This is a genomic window from Pseudomonas sp., assembly GCF_046581935.1.
Lineage (GTDB): Bacteria > Pseudomonadota > Gammaproteobacteria > Pseudomonadales > Pseudomonadaceae > Aquipseudomonas.
In genome coordinates this window covers 15,048-29,994 of sequence record NZ_JAYGFK010000002.1, presented here as the reverse complement: position 1 = coordinate 29,994, position 14,947 = coordinate 15,048, and the positions used below count along the sequence as shown (strand labels likewise).

The window sequence follows — 14,947 nt, the reverse complement described above, 5'->3', positions numbered from 1 at the left end:
ATAGGTACCGCCATGCTGCAGACCCGTCTGATTGCCCCAGCTGACAATGCTCACCAAGCGCCGCTATTGATCAAACGCTTGCTGTTGTCTGGCATCCGCTACGAGAAAACCCGTGAGATCGTCTACCGCGACCAGCTGCGTTACAGCTACGCCACCCTCAATGAACGTATCGCGCGGCTGGCCAATGTGCTCAGCGATGCTGGGGTCAAGGCCGGTGACACCGTGGCCGTGATGGACTGGGACAGCCACCGCTATCTGGAATGCATGTTCGCCATCCCGATGATCGGCGCGGTATTGCATACCATCAATATCCGCCTATCGGCCGATCAGATTCTCTACACCATGAACCATGCCGAAGATAAGTTCGTGCTGGTTAACAGCGAATTTGTCCCGCTGTACAAAGGCATCGAAAACCAATTGACCACGGTGCAGAAGACCATCCTGCTGACGGATGCAGCGGACAAAACCGCAGACTTAGGCGGCTTGGTCGGTGAATACGAAAACCTGCTGGCCGCCGCCAGCTCGCGTTATGACTTCGCGGATTTTGACGAGAACTCGGTCGCCACTACCTTCTACACCACCGGCACCACCGGTAACCCTAAAGGTGTGTATTTCAGCCACCGCCAGCTGGTGCTGCACACCATGGCCGAAGCCAGCGTGCTGGGCAGCCTGGACAGCATCCGCCTGTTAGGCAGCAATGATGTGTACATGCCGATTACCCCGATGTTCCACGTACACGCCTGGGGCATCCCTTATGTGGCGACCATGCTGGGGGTCAAACAGGTGTATCCCGGTCGTTATGAACCGGACATGCTGTGCCACCTGATCCGTGAGGAGAAGGTTACGTTTTCCCACTGTGTACCGACCATTTTGCAAATGGTGATGAACGCGCCCATCGCCCAGCAGCATGACTTCGGCGGCTTGAAAATGATCATCGGCGGCAGCGCCCTCAACCGTTCGCTGTATGACGCCGCCAAGGCGCGCGGTATCCAATTAACCGCCGCCTATGGCATGTCGGAAACCTGCCCGTTGATCTCCTGCGCGCATATCAATGATGAGTTGATGGTCGGTAGTGAAGATGAGCGCACTACCTACCGGATCAAAGCGGGTGTGCCGGTACCGCTGGTCGAGGCCGCCATCATGGCTGCTGATGGCACCCTGTTACCGGCCGATGGTGAAAGTCAGGGTGAGTTGGTGCTGCGTGCACCGTGGCTGACTCAGGGCTACTTCCGTGAGCCGGAGAAGGGCGCAGAACTCTGGGAGCACGGCTGGTTGCACACGGGGGATGTGGCCACCATCGACGACTTTGGTTTTATTGATATTCGCGACCGTATCAAGGACGTGATCAAGACTGGCGGCGAGTGGATTTCCTCTCTGGAGCTGGAAGACTTGATCAGCCGTCACCCTGCCGTGCGCGAAGTGGCGGTGGTTGGTGTGGTCGATCCGCAGTGGGGCGAACGGCCGTTTGCCCTGCTCGTATTGCGTGAAGGCCAGAGTTTGGATGCCAAGGGGCTGAAGGAGCACCTCAAGCCTTTTGTCGACCAGGGTCGTATCAATAAGTGGGCGATACCTTCGCAGATTGCCCTTGTTACCGAAGTTCCCAAGACCAGTGTCGGCAAGCTGGATAAGAAACGCATTCGTCTAGATATCGTCCAGTGGCAGGCGGACAGCAGCCCATTTTTGTCCACGCTTTAATACTTTCGTAGCGGGAGAGGCTGTTTCGACTCTCCCGCTACACTGCTGCTGCTAAATATCCCTAAGGGTTTGAAAATAAAAGCTTTTAGCCTGCTAGTTAGTGGTTTTATGGCGTCACTTACATGGCACTACGACCTATTGAATGAGACGGTTTTTGGTGACTGGTCAGTCAAACAAGCGTTTGGCTTGCTAATTGCTCGTTTCAAGCCATCCTTGGCTCTACCGGTCGTGACAAGCACGCCGAAACCAGCGAGCCAGAGTGCCTGGGGTTGCAAATCACACTTTCGAGGGATCAAGCAGAAGTACCCGCTGGCTATAGTCCGCACCATCCATAACAAAAAAACACATGGAGTAGCGTCGATGACAAAAACAAAACAAACCTGGCGCCTGGCAAAACTGCCATTGGCCGTCAGCCTCGCATCCACCCTCGCCGCACCTGCATTCGGCGTTACTTTTAATATCGGTGAGATCGAGGGCCAGTTCGACTCGTCGCTGTCGGTTGGCGCAAGCTGGTCTACTGCAAACGCCAATAAAGATCTGATTGGTGTTAACAACGGTGGTCGCGGTCTGTCGCAGACATCCGATGATGGCCACCTGAATTTCAAGCGTGGTGAGACATTCTCCAAAATCTTCAAAGGCATCCATGACCTTGAACTGAAGTACGGTGATACCGGTGTGTTTGTTCGTGGCAAATACTGGTATGACTTTGAACTGAAAGATGAAGGCCGTGAGTTTAAAGACATAAGTGATAGCAACCGCAAAGAGGGTGCCAAATCCTCCGGTGCACAAATTCTCGATGCCTTCGTTTACCACAACTACGCTATTGCCGATCAACCGGGTTCCGTGCGTTTAGGTAAGCAAGTTGTGAGCTGGGGCGAGAGTACTTTTATTCAAGGTGGTATTAACTCGATCAACCCGGTTGATGTATCCGCTTTTCGCCGTCCAGGCGCGGAAGTCAAGGAAGGCTTGATTCCGGTCAATATGTTTTATGTCGCGCAAAGCTTGACTGAAAACCTCTCGATGGAAGCCTTCTATCAGCTGGAGTGGGATCAGACTGTTACTGACAACTGCGGTACGTTCTTTGGTCAAGCTGATATTGCATCTGACGGGTGCGACCAGAACTTGAATGTTCTGGCATCTTTAAGCCCAGCGCAATTGGCGCAAATTAATGGCGGTCTTACTACGTTTAACGGCCTGTTGGGTGGCGATGCCGCGTTGGTATCCTCAACCAGCGAAGGCATTACTGTTCCGCGTAAGGGCGATGTAGATGCGCGTGACAGTGGCCAGTGGGGTTTAGCTTTCCGCTATATGTTTGAGCCGCTTGATACCGAGTTCGGTGCGTACTTCATGAACTATCACAGTCGCGCGCCGATTTTCAGTGGTGCGTCGCAAAGTGCTTCTTCGCTGAGATCTATCGATGCGCTGGTTCAAACGACATTTAATCAGACTTATGCTGGGTTAACTGGCGGTGGTATGGGGGCCGTTGCAGCGGCTGGTCAGGCTGGCGCAAGTGCGGCTGGCGTTGGTGCTTTGGCCTACGGCGCGAATGGCGGCTACTTCATGGAGTATCCGGAAGACATCAAGCTGTATGGCTTGAGCTTCTCTACCACATTGCCTACTGGTACAGCATGGAGCGGCGAAGTCAGCTACCGCCCTAATGCCCCCGTTCAATTGAACTCGACAGATGTCCTGTATGCAGGGCTACGCGGTATCCACTTCGACTTGCCTGTTGGATTGGGGGGCACTACTAGTAATCCTTATGATGCAGTTTCACCATTAGGCCCTGATTCTTCGGGTCTTTTGCATGGATACAAACGTAAGGAAATCACTCAGCTGCAAACTACCTTCACACACTTCTTTGATCAGGTTATGGGAGCCTCTCGCCTAACTTTGGTTGGTGAAGTCGGCTGGACCCATGTTGGTGGCCTGGAAAGTGACAAAGATATTCGTTACGGGCGCGACCCTAGCTTTGGCACGGCTGGTGATATGTGTGCGGCGGTCAACGCGTCCACTGGTGGTGGTCGCAGTTCGTCTCAAATGTTGGATAAAGCCTGTGATCGTGATGGCTTCACGACTACCGACTCCTGGGGCTATCGCGCTCGTGCTATCTGGGAATATCCAGATGCGTTTGCCGGCGTCAACCTGAAACCAAGCGTGGCATGGTCACATGACGTTTCTGGCTACTCTCCAGGCCCAGGTGGCAACTTCGAAGAGGGGCGTAAGGCAGTGAGCCTAGGCTTGGATGCGGAATACCAGAACATGTATACCGCTAGCCTTTCTTATACAAACTTTTTTGACGGTAAGTATTCCACTGTTGATGACCGCGACTTTGTTGCGCTCAGCTTTGGCGTGAACTTCTAAGTAAGCGGACGAGATTTTGAGGACGACTATGACTATGAAAACAACAAAAAGTCTGCTGCAAACTGGCGCTCTGGCTCTTACGCTGCTGGCAAGCAGCGTGATGGCAGCCGTATCGCCGGATGAAGCGGCCAAACTGGGGACTACGCTGACGCCGCTGGGTGCTGAAATGGCGGGTAATGCCGACGGTTCGATTCCAGCCTGGACCGGTGGATTGCCAACCAATGCCGGTACTGTGGATAGCGCAGGTTTCTTGTCCGATCCATTCCCGAACGAGCAGCCGCTGTTCACCATCACTGCGCAAAACGTGGATCAGTACAAGGACAAGCTGACCCCAGGCCAACTGGCGATGTTCAAGCGTTATCCTGACAGCTACAAAATGCCGGTGTTCGCGACCCATCGTTCGGCTACCGTGCCGGACTTCATCATCGCTGCGACCAAAAATAACGCCGTTAACACCAAGCTGGTTGAGGGCGGCAACGGTCTTGAGAACTTCGAGCAGGCTAACCCCTTCCCGATTCCGAAGGACGGCCTAGAGGCTATTTGGAACCACATCACCCGCTACCGCGGTGGCAGTGTGAAGCGTCTGGTAACTCAGGCGACTCCACAAGCCAATGGTTCCTACAGCCTGGTTTACTTTCAGGATGAGTTCACCTTCCGTGGTGCTCTGAAGGATGCCGATACCAGCAAGCCAAGTAACGTGCTGTTCTACTTCAAGCAGCGGGTAACCGCTCCATCGCGCCTGGCCGGTAACGTGCTGCTGGTGCACGAAACCCTTAACCAGGTGAAAGAGCCACGTCTGGCTTGGCTGTACAACGCCGGTCAGCGTCGCGTGCGTCGTGCCCCGCAGGTGTCTTATGACGGTCCAGGTACTGCGGCTGATGGCCTGCGTACCTCTGACAACTTCGACATGTACAACGGTGCACCTGACCGCTACGAGTGGAAGCTCAACGGTAAGAAGGAAATTTACATTCCTTACAACAGCTACCGTCTGGACTCACCGAAGTTGAAGTATGACGACATCATCAAAGCTGGCCATATCAACCAGGATCTGACCCGGTACGAGCTGCACCGTGTATGGAATGTGACTGCGACCCTGAAGTCGGGCGAGCGTCATATCTATGCCAAACGTGACTTCTACCTTGATGAAGACACCTGGCAAGCTGCTGTGATTGATCACTACGACGGTCGCGGTACTCTGTGGCGTGTGGCTGAAGCCCAGGCTGAGTATTACTACGACAAGAAGGTGCCGTGGTACAGCGTAGAGACCCTGTATGACCTGTTGTCGGGTCGTTACCTGGCTCTGGGTATGAAGAACGAAGAGAAGAGTGCTTACGAGTTCGACTACCCAGCCAAGGAAAGCGATTACACCCCAGCTGCCTTGCGCCAGGCTGGTGTACGTTAAGCCTGAGTAATGCTGCATAAAGAGCCGGCCCGAGAGGGCCGGTTTTTTTATGGCTGGCCATCTATGGTAGGGGATTACCGCTAGCGGGCGGCGTTCCTGCGTGGCGTTAACCTTCCAGAATATTTATGTTCGTGAGATAGCGATGAAAATGCAGCATATGTATGAGTAATCATTGCTGTTAACCCCTAGATAGACGCCGGGGCTTCAAATGATCACATCAAGACGCTAGGCTGCGGTGCATGGGTAGTGTCCCTGCCTGAAGACTACAAGAACCGGTTGATGACTGATCTCTCACGAACTGCTGATTATGTTGCTGCGCCCAACATGCTGGGCGGGCACTATTATCGGCCGCCATTACCTGCCAGTTATGTTCCGCGCCCGCGCTTGTGTGAGCGTTTGTTGGGCGGTTTGGCGGGGCGCTTGGTGCTGGTCAGTGCCCCGGCCGGTTTTGGTAAGAGCTCACTGGCAATTGAGTTTTGTGAGTACTTGCCCGAGCAGTGGCAAAGCCTGTGGCTGGGCTTGAGTTCGCGCGACAGTGACCCAGGGCGCTTTCTGGAACGCTTACTGGGTGGTTTGCAGCAGTTTTTCCCCGGTCTTGGACAAGAGGCGCTTGGGTTGTTGCGTTTACGTCAGCGGCATCAGCCTTTTGCCTATGAAGAGTGGCTTGATGGCCTGCTCGATGAGCTGACGCTACGTCTTGATCCACTGCAGCCGCTGTTATTGGTGTTGGATGACTATCACCTGGCGCAAGGTGCAGTACTTGATCGCTGCTTGCAGTTTTTCCTCAATCATATGCCGCCCGGTTTGCTGATTTTGGTGACCAGCCGTCAGCGCCCAGATTGGCATTTGGCACGCCTGCGTCTGTCGCGGCAATTGCTGGAGTTACACGAGCAAGATTTGCGGATGACCGATGCGGAAAGTACCGAGTTGCTCTTGCAGCAAGGGACTGTATTGTCGGCCGATGCGCGAGCTGCATTGTTGCAGCGAAGTGAGGGCTGGGTTGCGGGGTTACGTCTGGCGTCACTGGCGGCTAGAGAGGCGCAGGAGTCCGGTGTGCAGCCGGCACTGGCACCGAGCGGCGATGGCTTGATTCATGACTATTTGCTGGAAGAGGTCATTGAGCGCCAACCCGCCGACGTGCAGGAGTTTCTTTATCAAACGGCTAGCCAGGAGCGTTTCTGCGCGGAGCTGTGTGATGCTCTGCGCGATGCCCATGACAGTGCAGAGATTCTCCGCTACCTGCAGGCCCATCAGGTGTTTCTGGTCCCGCTGGATGAGCAGGGCAAGTGGTTCCGTTATCACCATTTGTTTTCCGACTTGTTACGCAGCCGACCGCAGCCATCGGCGGGTCTGCACTTGCGTGCGTGCCGATGGTTCAGCGGCGCGGGTCTGCTGGATGAATCGATTGAGCAGGCCTTGCGCGCCGGCCAGCCAGATGTGGCAGCTAATCTGGTGCAGAACCTCTCCGAAGAACAACTGCTGGCTGAGCAGAATGTCGCCACCTTGCTGCGTTGGAAGATGGACTTGCCGGATAGCCTGCTTACCAGTACCCCGCGCCTGATATTGCTGTACGGCTGGGCGCTGGCGCTGGCTTGCCAACTGGATGCGGCCGAGGAATTGCTGGTTGAGCTGGGGCGCTTTTTACCCGCGCGTGATCGTTGTGAACAGGTGGGCTTGCTGGCTCAGTGGCTAGCATTAAGTGGCGTAATTGCCCGTGGTCGCGGTGAAAGCGCCAAGGCACAGGCCTATTGCCGTGAGGCGTTGAACTGCCTGCCGCAGGACCGTTATGGGCAACGTCTGATGTGTCTGTCCAGTTTGGCCAATCTGGCGATTGCACGAGGCGATTTATGGCGTGCCCGTGGACTGAATCGTGAAGCCTTGGAGTTGGCTCAGCGAGTGGGCAATCCGCTGTTCGAAGGCTTGACGCATTACGACCGAGCACGCGTTCTGCAAGCGCGTGGCGAAGTAATCCGCGCGCTGGATGAAGTGCGCCTAGGCCTGCAGCGTCTGGCCAGTTTGCCTGCGCAGCGCCATTATGCCGTGCGTGGGCGTTTGACCCTCTATGAAGGCTACCTACTGATTCTGCGCCTGCAGCCGCAGCAAGCGCGGCACAAGCTACTCGCGGGGATTGCTGAGGCGCGCAGTTGCCGAGACATCAGTGTGTTAATCGGTTACTGCGTTCTGGCCAGCCTGGAGGGGCGCAGCAATAACGTGCCCGAGGCCTTTGCCCAGTTGGCCGAGGCTGAGCGCTTGATGCACGTGTGGGATATTCCGCCGATTTACTATCTGGCGATGATCACCCTGACCAAATGTGAGCTGTGGCTTCGTCAAGGTCAGAGCGAGTTGGCGGGGATCTGGTTGAGGCGTTTGCTGGATACCTACGCGGGTGAGAAGGCCGCTGCCGCTCCTGAGTTCCATCCGCAATTGCCGCTGCATATTCAGTTGCACATGGCCACTTACGAGCGCTTGGTGGGCAATGCTGAACGGGCCGAGCGGCGCTTGCGTGACCTGAGCGATTTAGCGCAGAGCGCAGGAGGGCATTTGTTGGGCGCTATTGCACAGATGCAGCTCACTGACTTGTTGCGTGAGGCAGGGCGTGAACGGGAAGCCCAGCAGCAACTGAACAGTGCTTTGCAGGCGTCATCGGGTGGCGGATTGTTACCCTTTCATGGCTTTTTGGTGCGCCAGCCAGAATGGTTGCGTGAGCAGTTGTTGACGCAGGAAACGACTCCCTTGATTGAGGCGCTGTTGCGGCAATTGCCGCAGGCTGCACCTCTGGTTAGTCTGGAGGGCTCTGCGGCAGTGGTGGATGCCCTGAGTTCGCGTGAGCTGTCGGTGTTGCAGTTGATCGCCCAGGGTTGCTCGAATCAGGAGATTAGCGAGCGCCTGTTTATCTCACTGCATACGGTGAAAACCCACGCAAGGCATATCAATAGCAAACTCGGCGTCGAGCGGCGCACCCAGGCCGTGGCGCGAGCCAAGGGCCTGGGGCTATTGCGCTGAGTCGGCAGGGACCGACATATCGAGCGGCCGCGTAGGCGCTTTGCGCGGTTGTGCTGTTGCGAGTTGTGCCTGCACATCCTGCTGAATGCTCAGTAACACCGGCAGCAGTTCGCGCATGTTGGCCTGCACCTCACTGTAAGCATGCTGCTGGGCCAGTTGTTCAATGCATTGCAGCAGGGTTACGCGCACATCCGCACTCAAGTGGATAAACAGCTCGGGCAGCTGTTTGCTTAATTCCGCGCTGTAGAGCACCAGCTCGTCACGGCCGAATTGCTTGGTCAAACCGAGGTAATCAAGGGCGCTGGAGGTCAGCATGGCCGCTGCCGCTTTGGTTTCATGCAGTCCTTGCAGGCGCATTGGATTGCTTTGCTCGGTTTCCGACAGGGTCATCCAAAACTCGGTGGTCAGGGTGAACAGTACGGCTTGCTGGCGCAGGGAATAACTCATCAGTCCCAGTGCCTCGGCGGCATAAGGCTGCTGCACGGCGCGAAAATCGAAATACAGGCGCATCAACTCCTTGAGGCGAAACAGCGATTCGCGGGCTTCGTTTTGGCGCAGCTCAAGGGGCGCGTAGATGTTCAACTGGGGGCGGAAGTTTTCCTCGCTGATCATGCGCTCGTAGATCGGCCCGGTGAACTCGCCGCTGCGTCGGGGCAGGGCATTGAGCTGCGTACTATCGACCTTTTTCAGCGCTTCTAGCAGTTGCTGATAGTCAGCGCTATTCCACGGTTTGTGGATGTCGGGGATCTTCTGCCCAAGGTAGAACAGCTCGCTCGCTTGTACGGGTGACAGCAAAACCAGCAAAAGGATGGCCAGCGTTAGCATACGAGGTGATGGTAGCGTGTGCGGCACAAGAACAATCCTGTGGATATGGCGTGGCCCAGCGTAACCATCTCAATGGCCTGCGTCACCCGCGCCTTAGTTGGGAAGCATGCAATGCAACAGGTATTGGCTGAACTGGGTGCTGTTCGTGCGGTGTTTGAAGACCTCGGTGGTTACGGAGCGGTGGCTCAGCAACAGGAGCAGGATGGTGAGGGGCCGCTGATTGGTCATCTGCAGCGCACCAATATCCAGTTGGCGGCGATTCCGGTATTTGCCCGCAAAGGCCTGACTGACACCACGGTGAATGATCTGCTGGCGGCTGCCAATGTATCGCGGCGCACCTTCTACAAGTACTTCGAGAACAAGATGCAGGTGCTCGAAGGTATTTATCAAACGGCGGTGTCGCTGCTGTTGTCGCGCTTTAGCGAGATGCAGAGCTTAGCCGGCAGCCCGCAGGCCTGGCTGCAAGGCATGGTCGGGCGCTATTTCGACTATCACCTGGCCGTCGGGCCGATTATCCGGCTGATGCAGGAAGAGGCCCTGCGTGCCGATTCGCCTCTGGCCGCGCACCGCCAACGCGCGCATGTCGAGATGGCGCGGTTGCTGGCCGAACGCCTGCATGGCGCTACTCAGGCCGCAGAGCCGCTGACCTATCGCGCACTTATCTGGGCCATGGAAGCGGCATCTCTGGAGTTGCTTGGGCGAGCGGCGAGCCGTGAGGAGATAGAGCAGGCCAAGCGGGTGCTCAGTGATCTGTTAATCGCCTCGCTGTGTACCGCGCCGGGTGCATCCTCAACCTAGGTTAGGCGTCAGCTGCGGTGCGGGCATGCTCTGATGGTGCGGATGGCTTTTGACCTATAACAACAATCTAGAGGTGCCTGCATGTCTGTTTCCAGTCTTTCGCTGACGCCGCCGCTGGCGGCCGGTTTTGCCCGCTTGGGCTTCGGTGCCTTGCCGCTGGAAAGCCTCAAGGCGCGCTATGGCAGCGCAGCTAATGGTTCGCGCTATATCGAACTTGACGGTTTTAATGTGCATTACCGCGATGAAGGCAGCCGCGAGAAGCCCGTGCTAGTGCTGATTCACGGTGTGGTTGCCTCACTGCATACCTGGGACGACTGGCTGCCGGCGTTTGCGGCTGATTACCGCGTCATCCGCTTTGATGTGCCGGGTTTCGGCCTAACTGGCCCAGCCCGTGATGGTGTGTATTCTGCCGAACGGATGATCAAGGTTTTTGGCCTGTTGCTCGATTATTTGGATGTGAGCAAGGCCTCGGTCGTCGGCAACTCCCTTGGTGGCTATATCGCCTGGAACTTCGCCCTGGCGCAGCCGCAACGGGTCGAGAAGTTGGTGCTGATCGACCCTGCCGGTTATCACATGCACAAAGTGCCGTGGATGATTGCCGCTGCTGCCTTGCCCGGCGCCACAGTGGCGATGCCCATGTGGATGCCGCGGGCGCTAATCGCCCAGGGCATCAAGGAAGTTTATGGCGAGCCGGCTCGGATAAAACCCGGTGTGGTGGATCGTTACAACGACCTGAGCCGCCGGCCGGGCAATCGCCGGGCGATGATGGATATCTTCCGGGTGCTGCTCAAAGTTAATAAACAAGAACTGCACGGTACTTCGGCGCAGGTGGCGCAGATCCAAGCGCCAACGCTGTTGATGTGGGGCGAGCGCGACCGCTGGATCTCGCCCAAGCATGTACCGCTATGGCAGCGCGATCTGCCGGGTATCCAGGTGAAAACCTATCCTGGTGTTGGGCATATTCCGATGGAGGAGATTCCGCAGCAAAGCGCCGCTGATGCCTTACGTTTTCTGCAAGGTTGACTGCTCAGTTGGGCGAGTGGCGGCGGTGTTCACAACCGCCGCCATTTGGCTTTGCCACTGTGGCAAAAATAATAAAGGGAGCCTGATGGCTCCCTTCTTGGTAATTGCAGTTCCGATTTAGGCCGCTTGGCTTTGCTCTGGCAGGTCGAACTCACGGCGGGTCTGGTAGAGCAGCTCCAGGTTGTTGTGCTGCCAAGGGTGGAAGTCGCGCTTGAAAAAATCGCGGTAGGTACTGAGCAGCGGGCGGAATACCCCATGCTTGCCCCACATCCATTGGATGCCGTCGCGCCATACGCGCCAGTTCCACAGCAGGCCATCACGCTTGAGCATATGCGCCAGGCCGCGGGTGGTATCGAGGACGAAAAACAAGGTGCCCATGAGCATTGCTCGGCGCAGCAATTTGCGGTTGCCGCAAACCTGGTTGTACACGTCGAAAGCCACGGCCTTGTGTTCGGTTTCTTCCAGCGCGTGCCAGCGCCACAGACGCACCATGGTCGGGTGTGCACCGGCCAGTTGTTGTGGGTCTTTGAGCAGGCCATCAGCCATGATCGCGGTGATGTGCTCCAGCGCGGCGGTGGCGGCCAGTTGCCGTTGTGGTGAGAACTTCTTCTGGGTATAGCGAATTCGCATACGAGCGCGTTTTTCGATGCGGGTGATGTCGTAGCCCAGGTCACGCAGGCGATTGCTGTACTCCAGATGCTCGCGGCTGTGATGGCCCTCCTGGCCGATAAAGCCACGGATCTGCTCTTTCAGCACGGGGTCGTCAATCTGGTCGCGAAAGTGCCGTACCGAGTCGATGAAGAAGCGCTCGCCATCGGGAAACAGCGCCGACATGGCATCGAATAGATGACTTTTGAAGGCATCACCGCTGTGCCAATGTCGTGGCAGGGGATTGGGGAAATCGAAATCCATGTGCCGTGGACGAATCTGCAAACCTTCTGGAGTAGTGCTAACCATACGGACTCCCTAAACCTGTGATTGATACGTGGTTTAACTATGGATTCGGCAAGGCGCTTGGCAAAGGTTCACAACAGCCAATGTGTCGGTCATATGTGGCCATTGGTATCAGTGCAGTGATCTTTCGGTGTTTCTACTCGTGCTGGCAGCCTTGGGGCTGGTCTCTCTTAAGGCGTTTTCATTGGTTACGCTTGTGCTGCGCTATGGCCTGCATGCTTCTGCCAAACCTTTGGTTGTGGTTTTTTGTGGGTCAAGTCTTGGAGTATGGAGGGCGCTCTGAGCGCACTCGCGCACGGTTGTTTGTGCGGTAAGTTTGGCGCGCTGTTGTAGTGCGGCATTGTCGGGTTTTTCGACCAGGGTTATCGTCATTGCCAGCTGTCATATTTGGCTAAAAACTAATAAGAAGCCCATGAAGCCATCATTGAATCTCTCTGCTGAGTTGGTGCCAGTTACCTACGCGGCGGCATTGTTGGACCTGGTTGAGGAACTTGGCGTACCACGCGAGCAGTTGTTTGCCGAGGCGCGAGTCCGCCCCGAGGTGCTTGGCAACCCACAGGGACGTTTGTCCTTTATTGATTTCACTCAGCTCATCAGCAGCGCCCTGCGCCTGTGTAATGAACCCGCGCTGGGCTTGCTGCTCGGCCAGCGGCTGAATGTTTCTACTCACGGCATTCTGGGTTATGCGGTGCTGTCTAGCGCCAACCTGGGTAAGGCCATTCAGTTTGCCTTGAAGTACTACCGCGTACTGGGCCTGACCTACGAACTGGAAATGCTCGAGTCGGATGGGCGGGTTGAGTTACGTGCCAGCGAATCGATACCCCTGGGCTCGCTTAGCCGTTTTACCGCCGAAGGCTTGCTGGCCAGCCTTTACAGCATTGCGCGCTTCCTGGTGGGGGAGCGCTTGCAGGAGGTGGAGGTGGGGTTTGCCCATGCTGCGCCGCATTACGCCGAGCGCTATGAGCGGCTGTTTGGTGTGCCGGTGGGGTTTGCTCAGCCTTATCACCGCCTGAGCATGCCCAGCACCTATCTGGGGCGACCGATGGCCTTGGCCAATCCGGCCACGGTACAGATGTGTGAGCAGCAATGTGAAGCCTTGCTGGCCAGCCTGGATGTGCAGGACGGTTTGCTGACCCGTGTACGTCGCTTGTTGCTGGCCCGTCCGGGTGATTTTCCTGACTTGGTTAGCGCCGCTGATGCCCTGCACACCAGTGGCCGCAGCCTGCGTAGGCACTTGTCGAACATGGGCACGAGTTATCAGCAGGTGCTAGACGAGGTGCGCAGGAGCCTGGCGCTGCAATACCTCACAACCACTCATCTGCCGCTTTATGAGATTGCCTACCTGCTGGGTTTCAGCGACCCGTCCAATTTCCGCCGTGCGTTCAAAAAGTGGACGGGTAAGTTACCCAGTGATTTCCGGGCGGACGCATAAGCAAGCGGGCCGTCGAAGTCTCTTGGCTGACGAGCACGGCTGCTGACTGATCGAGGGATGTGGCCCGTAGCCTTCCGCTAGGGGAAGGCTACGGCCATGCGTAGCTATTTGAGCGTAGCGCCAAACCTTAGCGATCTGGCGGCGCATGATCACTGATGCAATGAAGCGGGTGTGCTGCCGATCTTGCGCAAGATCGGCAGCCAGTATTTAAGCGTTTCAGTCCCGCTCAATGGCCAAGGCCACACCCTGACCGCCGCCGATGCACAGTGTTGCCAAGCCTTTTTTCGCGTCGCGCTTGATCATCTCGTGCAGCAAGGTGACCAAAATCCGGCAGCCGGAACCGCCAATTGGGTGGCCGAGGGCGATGGCACCGCCGTTGACGTTGACCTTGCTGGCATCCCAGCCGAGTTCCTTGCCCACCGCCAGCGCTTGCGCGGCGAAGGCTTCGTTGGCTTCGATCAGGTCCAGCTCGCCGAGTTGCCAGCCGGCTTTGGCCAGGCAGCGCTGAGTGGCACTGACCGGGCCGATGCCCATGATCGCCGGGTCGACACCGGCGTTGGCGTAGCCGGTGATGGTTGCCAGCACTGGCAAACCAAGCGCCTTGGCCTTGTCCGCACTCATCAGCAGCACCGCAGAGGCACCGTCGTTGAGGCTGGAGGCATTGCCGGCGGTCACGCTGCCGTCTTTCTTGAACGCTGGCTTGAGCTTGCCCAACGATTCGGCCGTGGTGCCGGCGCGCGGTTGTTCATCGGTAGCGAAGGCCAGCGGGTCGCCTTTGCGCTGAGGAATCAGAACCGGGGTGATCTCATCGACGAAGCGCCCCGCGTCGATAGCCGCGCAGGCCTTCTGCTGCGAGGCAGCGGCGAAGGCGTCCTGCTCTTCACGGCTGATGCTGTACTTGTCGACCAAGTTCTCGGCGGTGATGCCCATGTGGTAGTCGTTGAAGGCATCCCACAGGCCGTCGGTGATCATTGTGTCGACCAGTTTGGCGTGGCCCATGCGCAGGCCGGTGCGGGCACCGGGCATAACGTAAGGCGACAGGCTCATGTTCTCCATGCCGCCGGCAATCATCACCTCGGCATCGCCGCAGCGAATAGCCTGAGCGGCCAAATGCAGGGCCTTGAGGCCCGAGCCGCAAACCTTGTTCAGGGTCATCGCCGGTACGGCGTGGGGCAGGCCGGCGAGAATCGCCGCCTGACGGGCCGGGTTCTGTCCGCTGCCGGCGGTCAATACCTGGCCGAGGATCACTTCATCGACCTGCGCGCCATCCAGGTTGGTTTGCGCAAGTAACTGGCGGATCACCGCCGCACCTAATTCAGGTGCAGGAATATTGGCCAGTGAGCCCTGAAAGCTGCCGATGGCAGTGCGGGTGGCGGCAACGATGACAACGTCATTCATGGTGCATTTCCCTTATTTGAAACGGTAATGCTGAAGGTAGCTTGCGCAGGTTACAG

Annotated in this window: 10 protein-coding genes; 7 read left to right on the top strand and 3 right to left on the bottom strand. The window is 57.0% G+C overall.

Annotated elements, in window-relative coordinates; genetic code table 11:
* Window positions 1-12 precede the first annotated feature (12 nt).
* The 4 genes from VCA57_RS01645 to VCA57_RS01630 all read left to right on the top strand — a co-directional run bounded on the left by VCA57_RS01645 (window position 13) and on the right by VCA57_RS01630 (window position 8,461).
* Window positions 13-1,695: a fatty acid--CoA ligase gene (locus VCA57_RS01645; protein ID WP_411183219.1), complete on the top strand. Its 1,683-nt coding sequence runs from the start codon at window positions 13-15 to the stop codon at window positions 1,693-1,695.
* A gap of 108 nt (window positions 1,696-1,803) precedes the next feature.
* Window positions 1,804-4,056, top strand: a complete 2,253-nt coding sequence (locus VCA57_RS01640; RefSeq protein ID WP_411183218.1) for a DUF1302 domain-containing protein — start codon at window positions 1,804-1,806, stop codon at window positions 4,054-4,056.
* 34 nt (window positions 4,057-4,090) lie between these two features.
* Window positions 4,091-5,458, top strand: a complete 1,368-nt coding sequence (locus tag VCA57_RS01635) for a DUF1329 domain-containing protein (RefSeq protein ID WP_411183217.1) — start codon at window positions 4,091-4,093, stop codon at window positions 5,456-5,458.
* Between the two features lie 279 nt (window positions 5,459-5,737).
* Complete coding sequence (locus tag VCA57_RS01630; protein WP_411183216.1) at window positions 5,738-8,461, top strand: LuxR C-terminal-related transcriptional regulator; 2,724 nt, start codon at window positions 5,738-5,740, stop codon at window positions 8,459-8,461.
* Here VCA57_RS01630 and VCA57_RS01625 read toward each other — a convergent pair.
* On the bottom strand, window positions 8,450-9,286 hold the full coding sequence (locus tag VCA57_RS01625) for a hypothetical protein (RefSeq protein WP_411183306.1): 837 nt from the start codon (window positions 9,284-9,286) through the stop codon (window positions 8,450-8,452). The genes VCA57_RS01630 and VCA57_RS01625 overlap by 12 nt on opposite strands.
* 111 nt (window positions 9,287-9,397) lie before the next feature.
* On the opposite strand from VCA57_RS01625, the gene VCA57_RS01620 reads away from it, so the two are divergent.
* Together VCA57_RS01620 and VCA57_RS01615 are read left to right on the top strand one after the other, a co-directional pair.
* Window positions 9,398-10,084 (top strand): TetR/AcrR family transcriptional regulator, encoded by a 687-nt coding sequence (locus VCA57_RS01620; RefSeq protein ID WP_411183215.1) that lies wholly within the window; start codon window positions 9,398-9,400, stop codon window positions 10,082-10,084.
* 81 nt (window positions 10,085-10,165) lie between these two features.
* The gene (locus VCA57_RS01615; protein WP_411183214.1) at window positions 10,166-11,107 is read left to right on the top strand and encodes an alpha/beta fold hydrolase; all 942 of its coding nucleotides are present in this window, start codon (window positions 10,166-10,168) and stop codon (window positions 11,105-11,107) included.
* Between the two features lie 117 nt (window positions 11,108-11,224).
* On the opposite strand, the gene VCA57_RS01610 is transcribed toward VCA57_RS01615, so the two are convergent.
* Window positions 11,225-12,064: a metal-dependent hydrolase gene (locus VCA57_RS01610; protein ID WP_411183213.1), complete on the bottom strand. Its 840-nt coding sequence runs from the start codon at window positions 12,062-12,064 to the stop codon at window positions 11,225-11,227.
* Between the two features lie 409 nt (window positions 12,065-12,473).
* Between VCA57_RS01610 and VCA57_RS01605 the strand changes: the two genes are divergently transcribed.
* On the top strand, window positions 12,474-13,493 hold the full coding sequence (locus VCA57_RS01605) for an AraC family transcriptional regulator (RefSeq protein WP_411183212.1): 1,020 nt from the start codon (window positions 12,474-12,476) through the stop codon (window positions 13,491-13,493).
* Between the two features lie 216 nt (window positions 13,494-13,709).
* Here VCA57_RS01605 and VCA57_RS01600 read toward each other — a convergent pair whose 3' ends face one another.
* Entirely contained in the window at window positions 13,710-14,891 is a 1,182-nt protein-coding gene (locus VCA57_RS01600) for an acetyl-CoA C-acetyltransferase (RefSeq protein ID WP_411183211.1), read from the bottom strand.
* Window positions 14,892-14,947 lie beyond the last annotated feature (56 nt).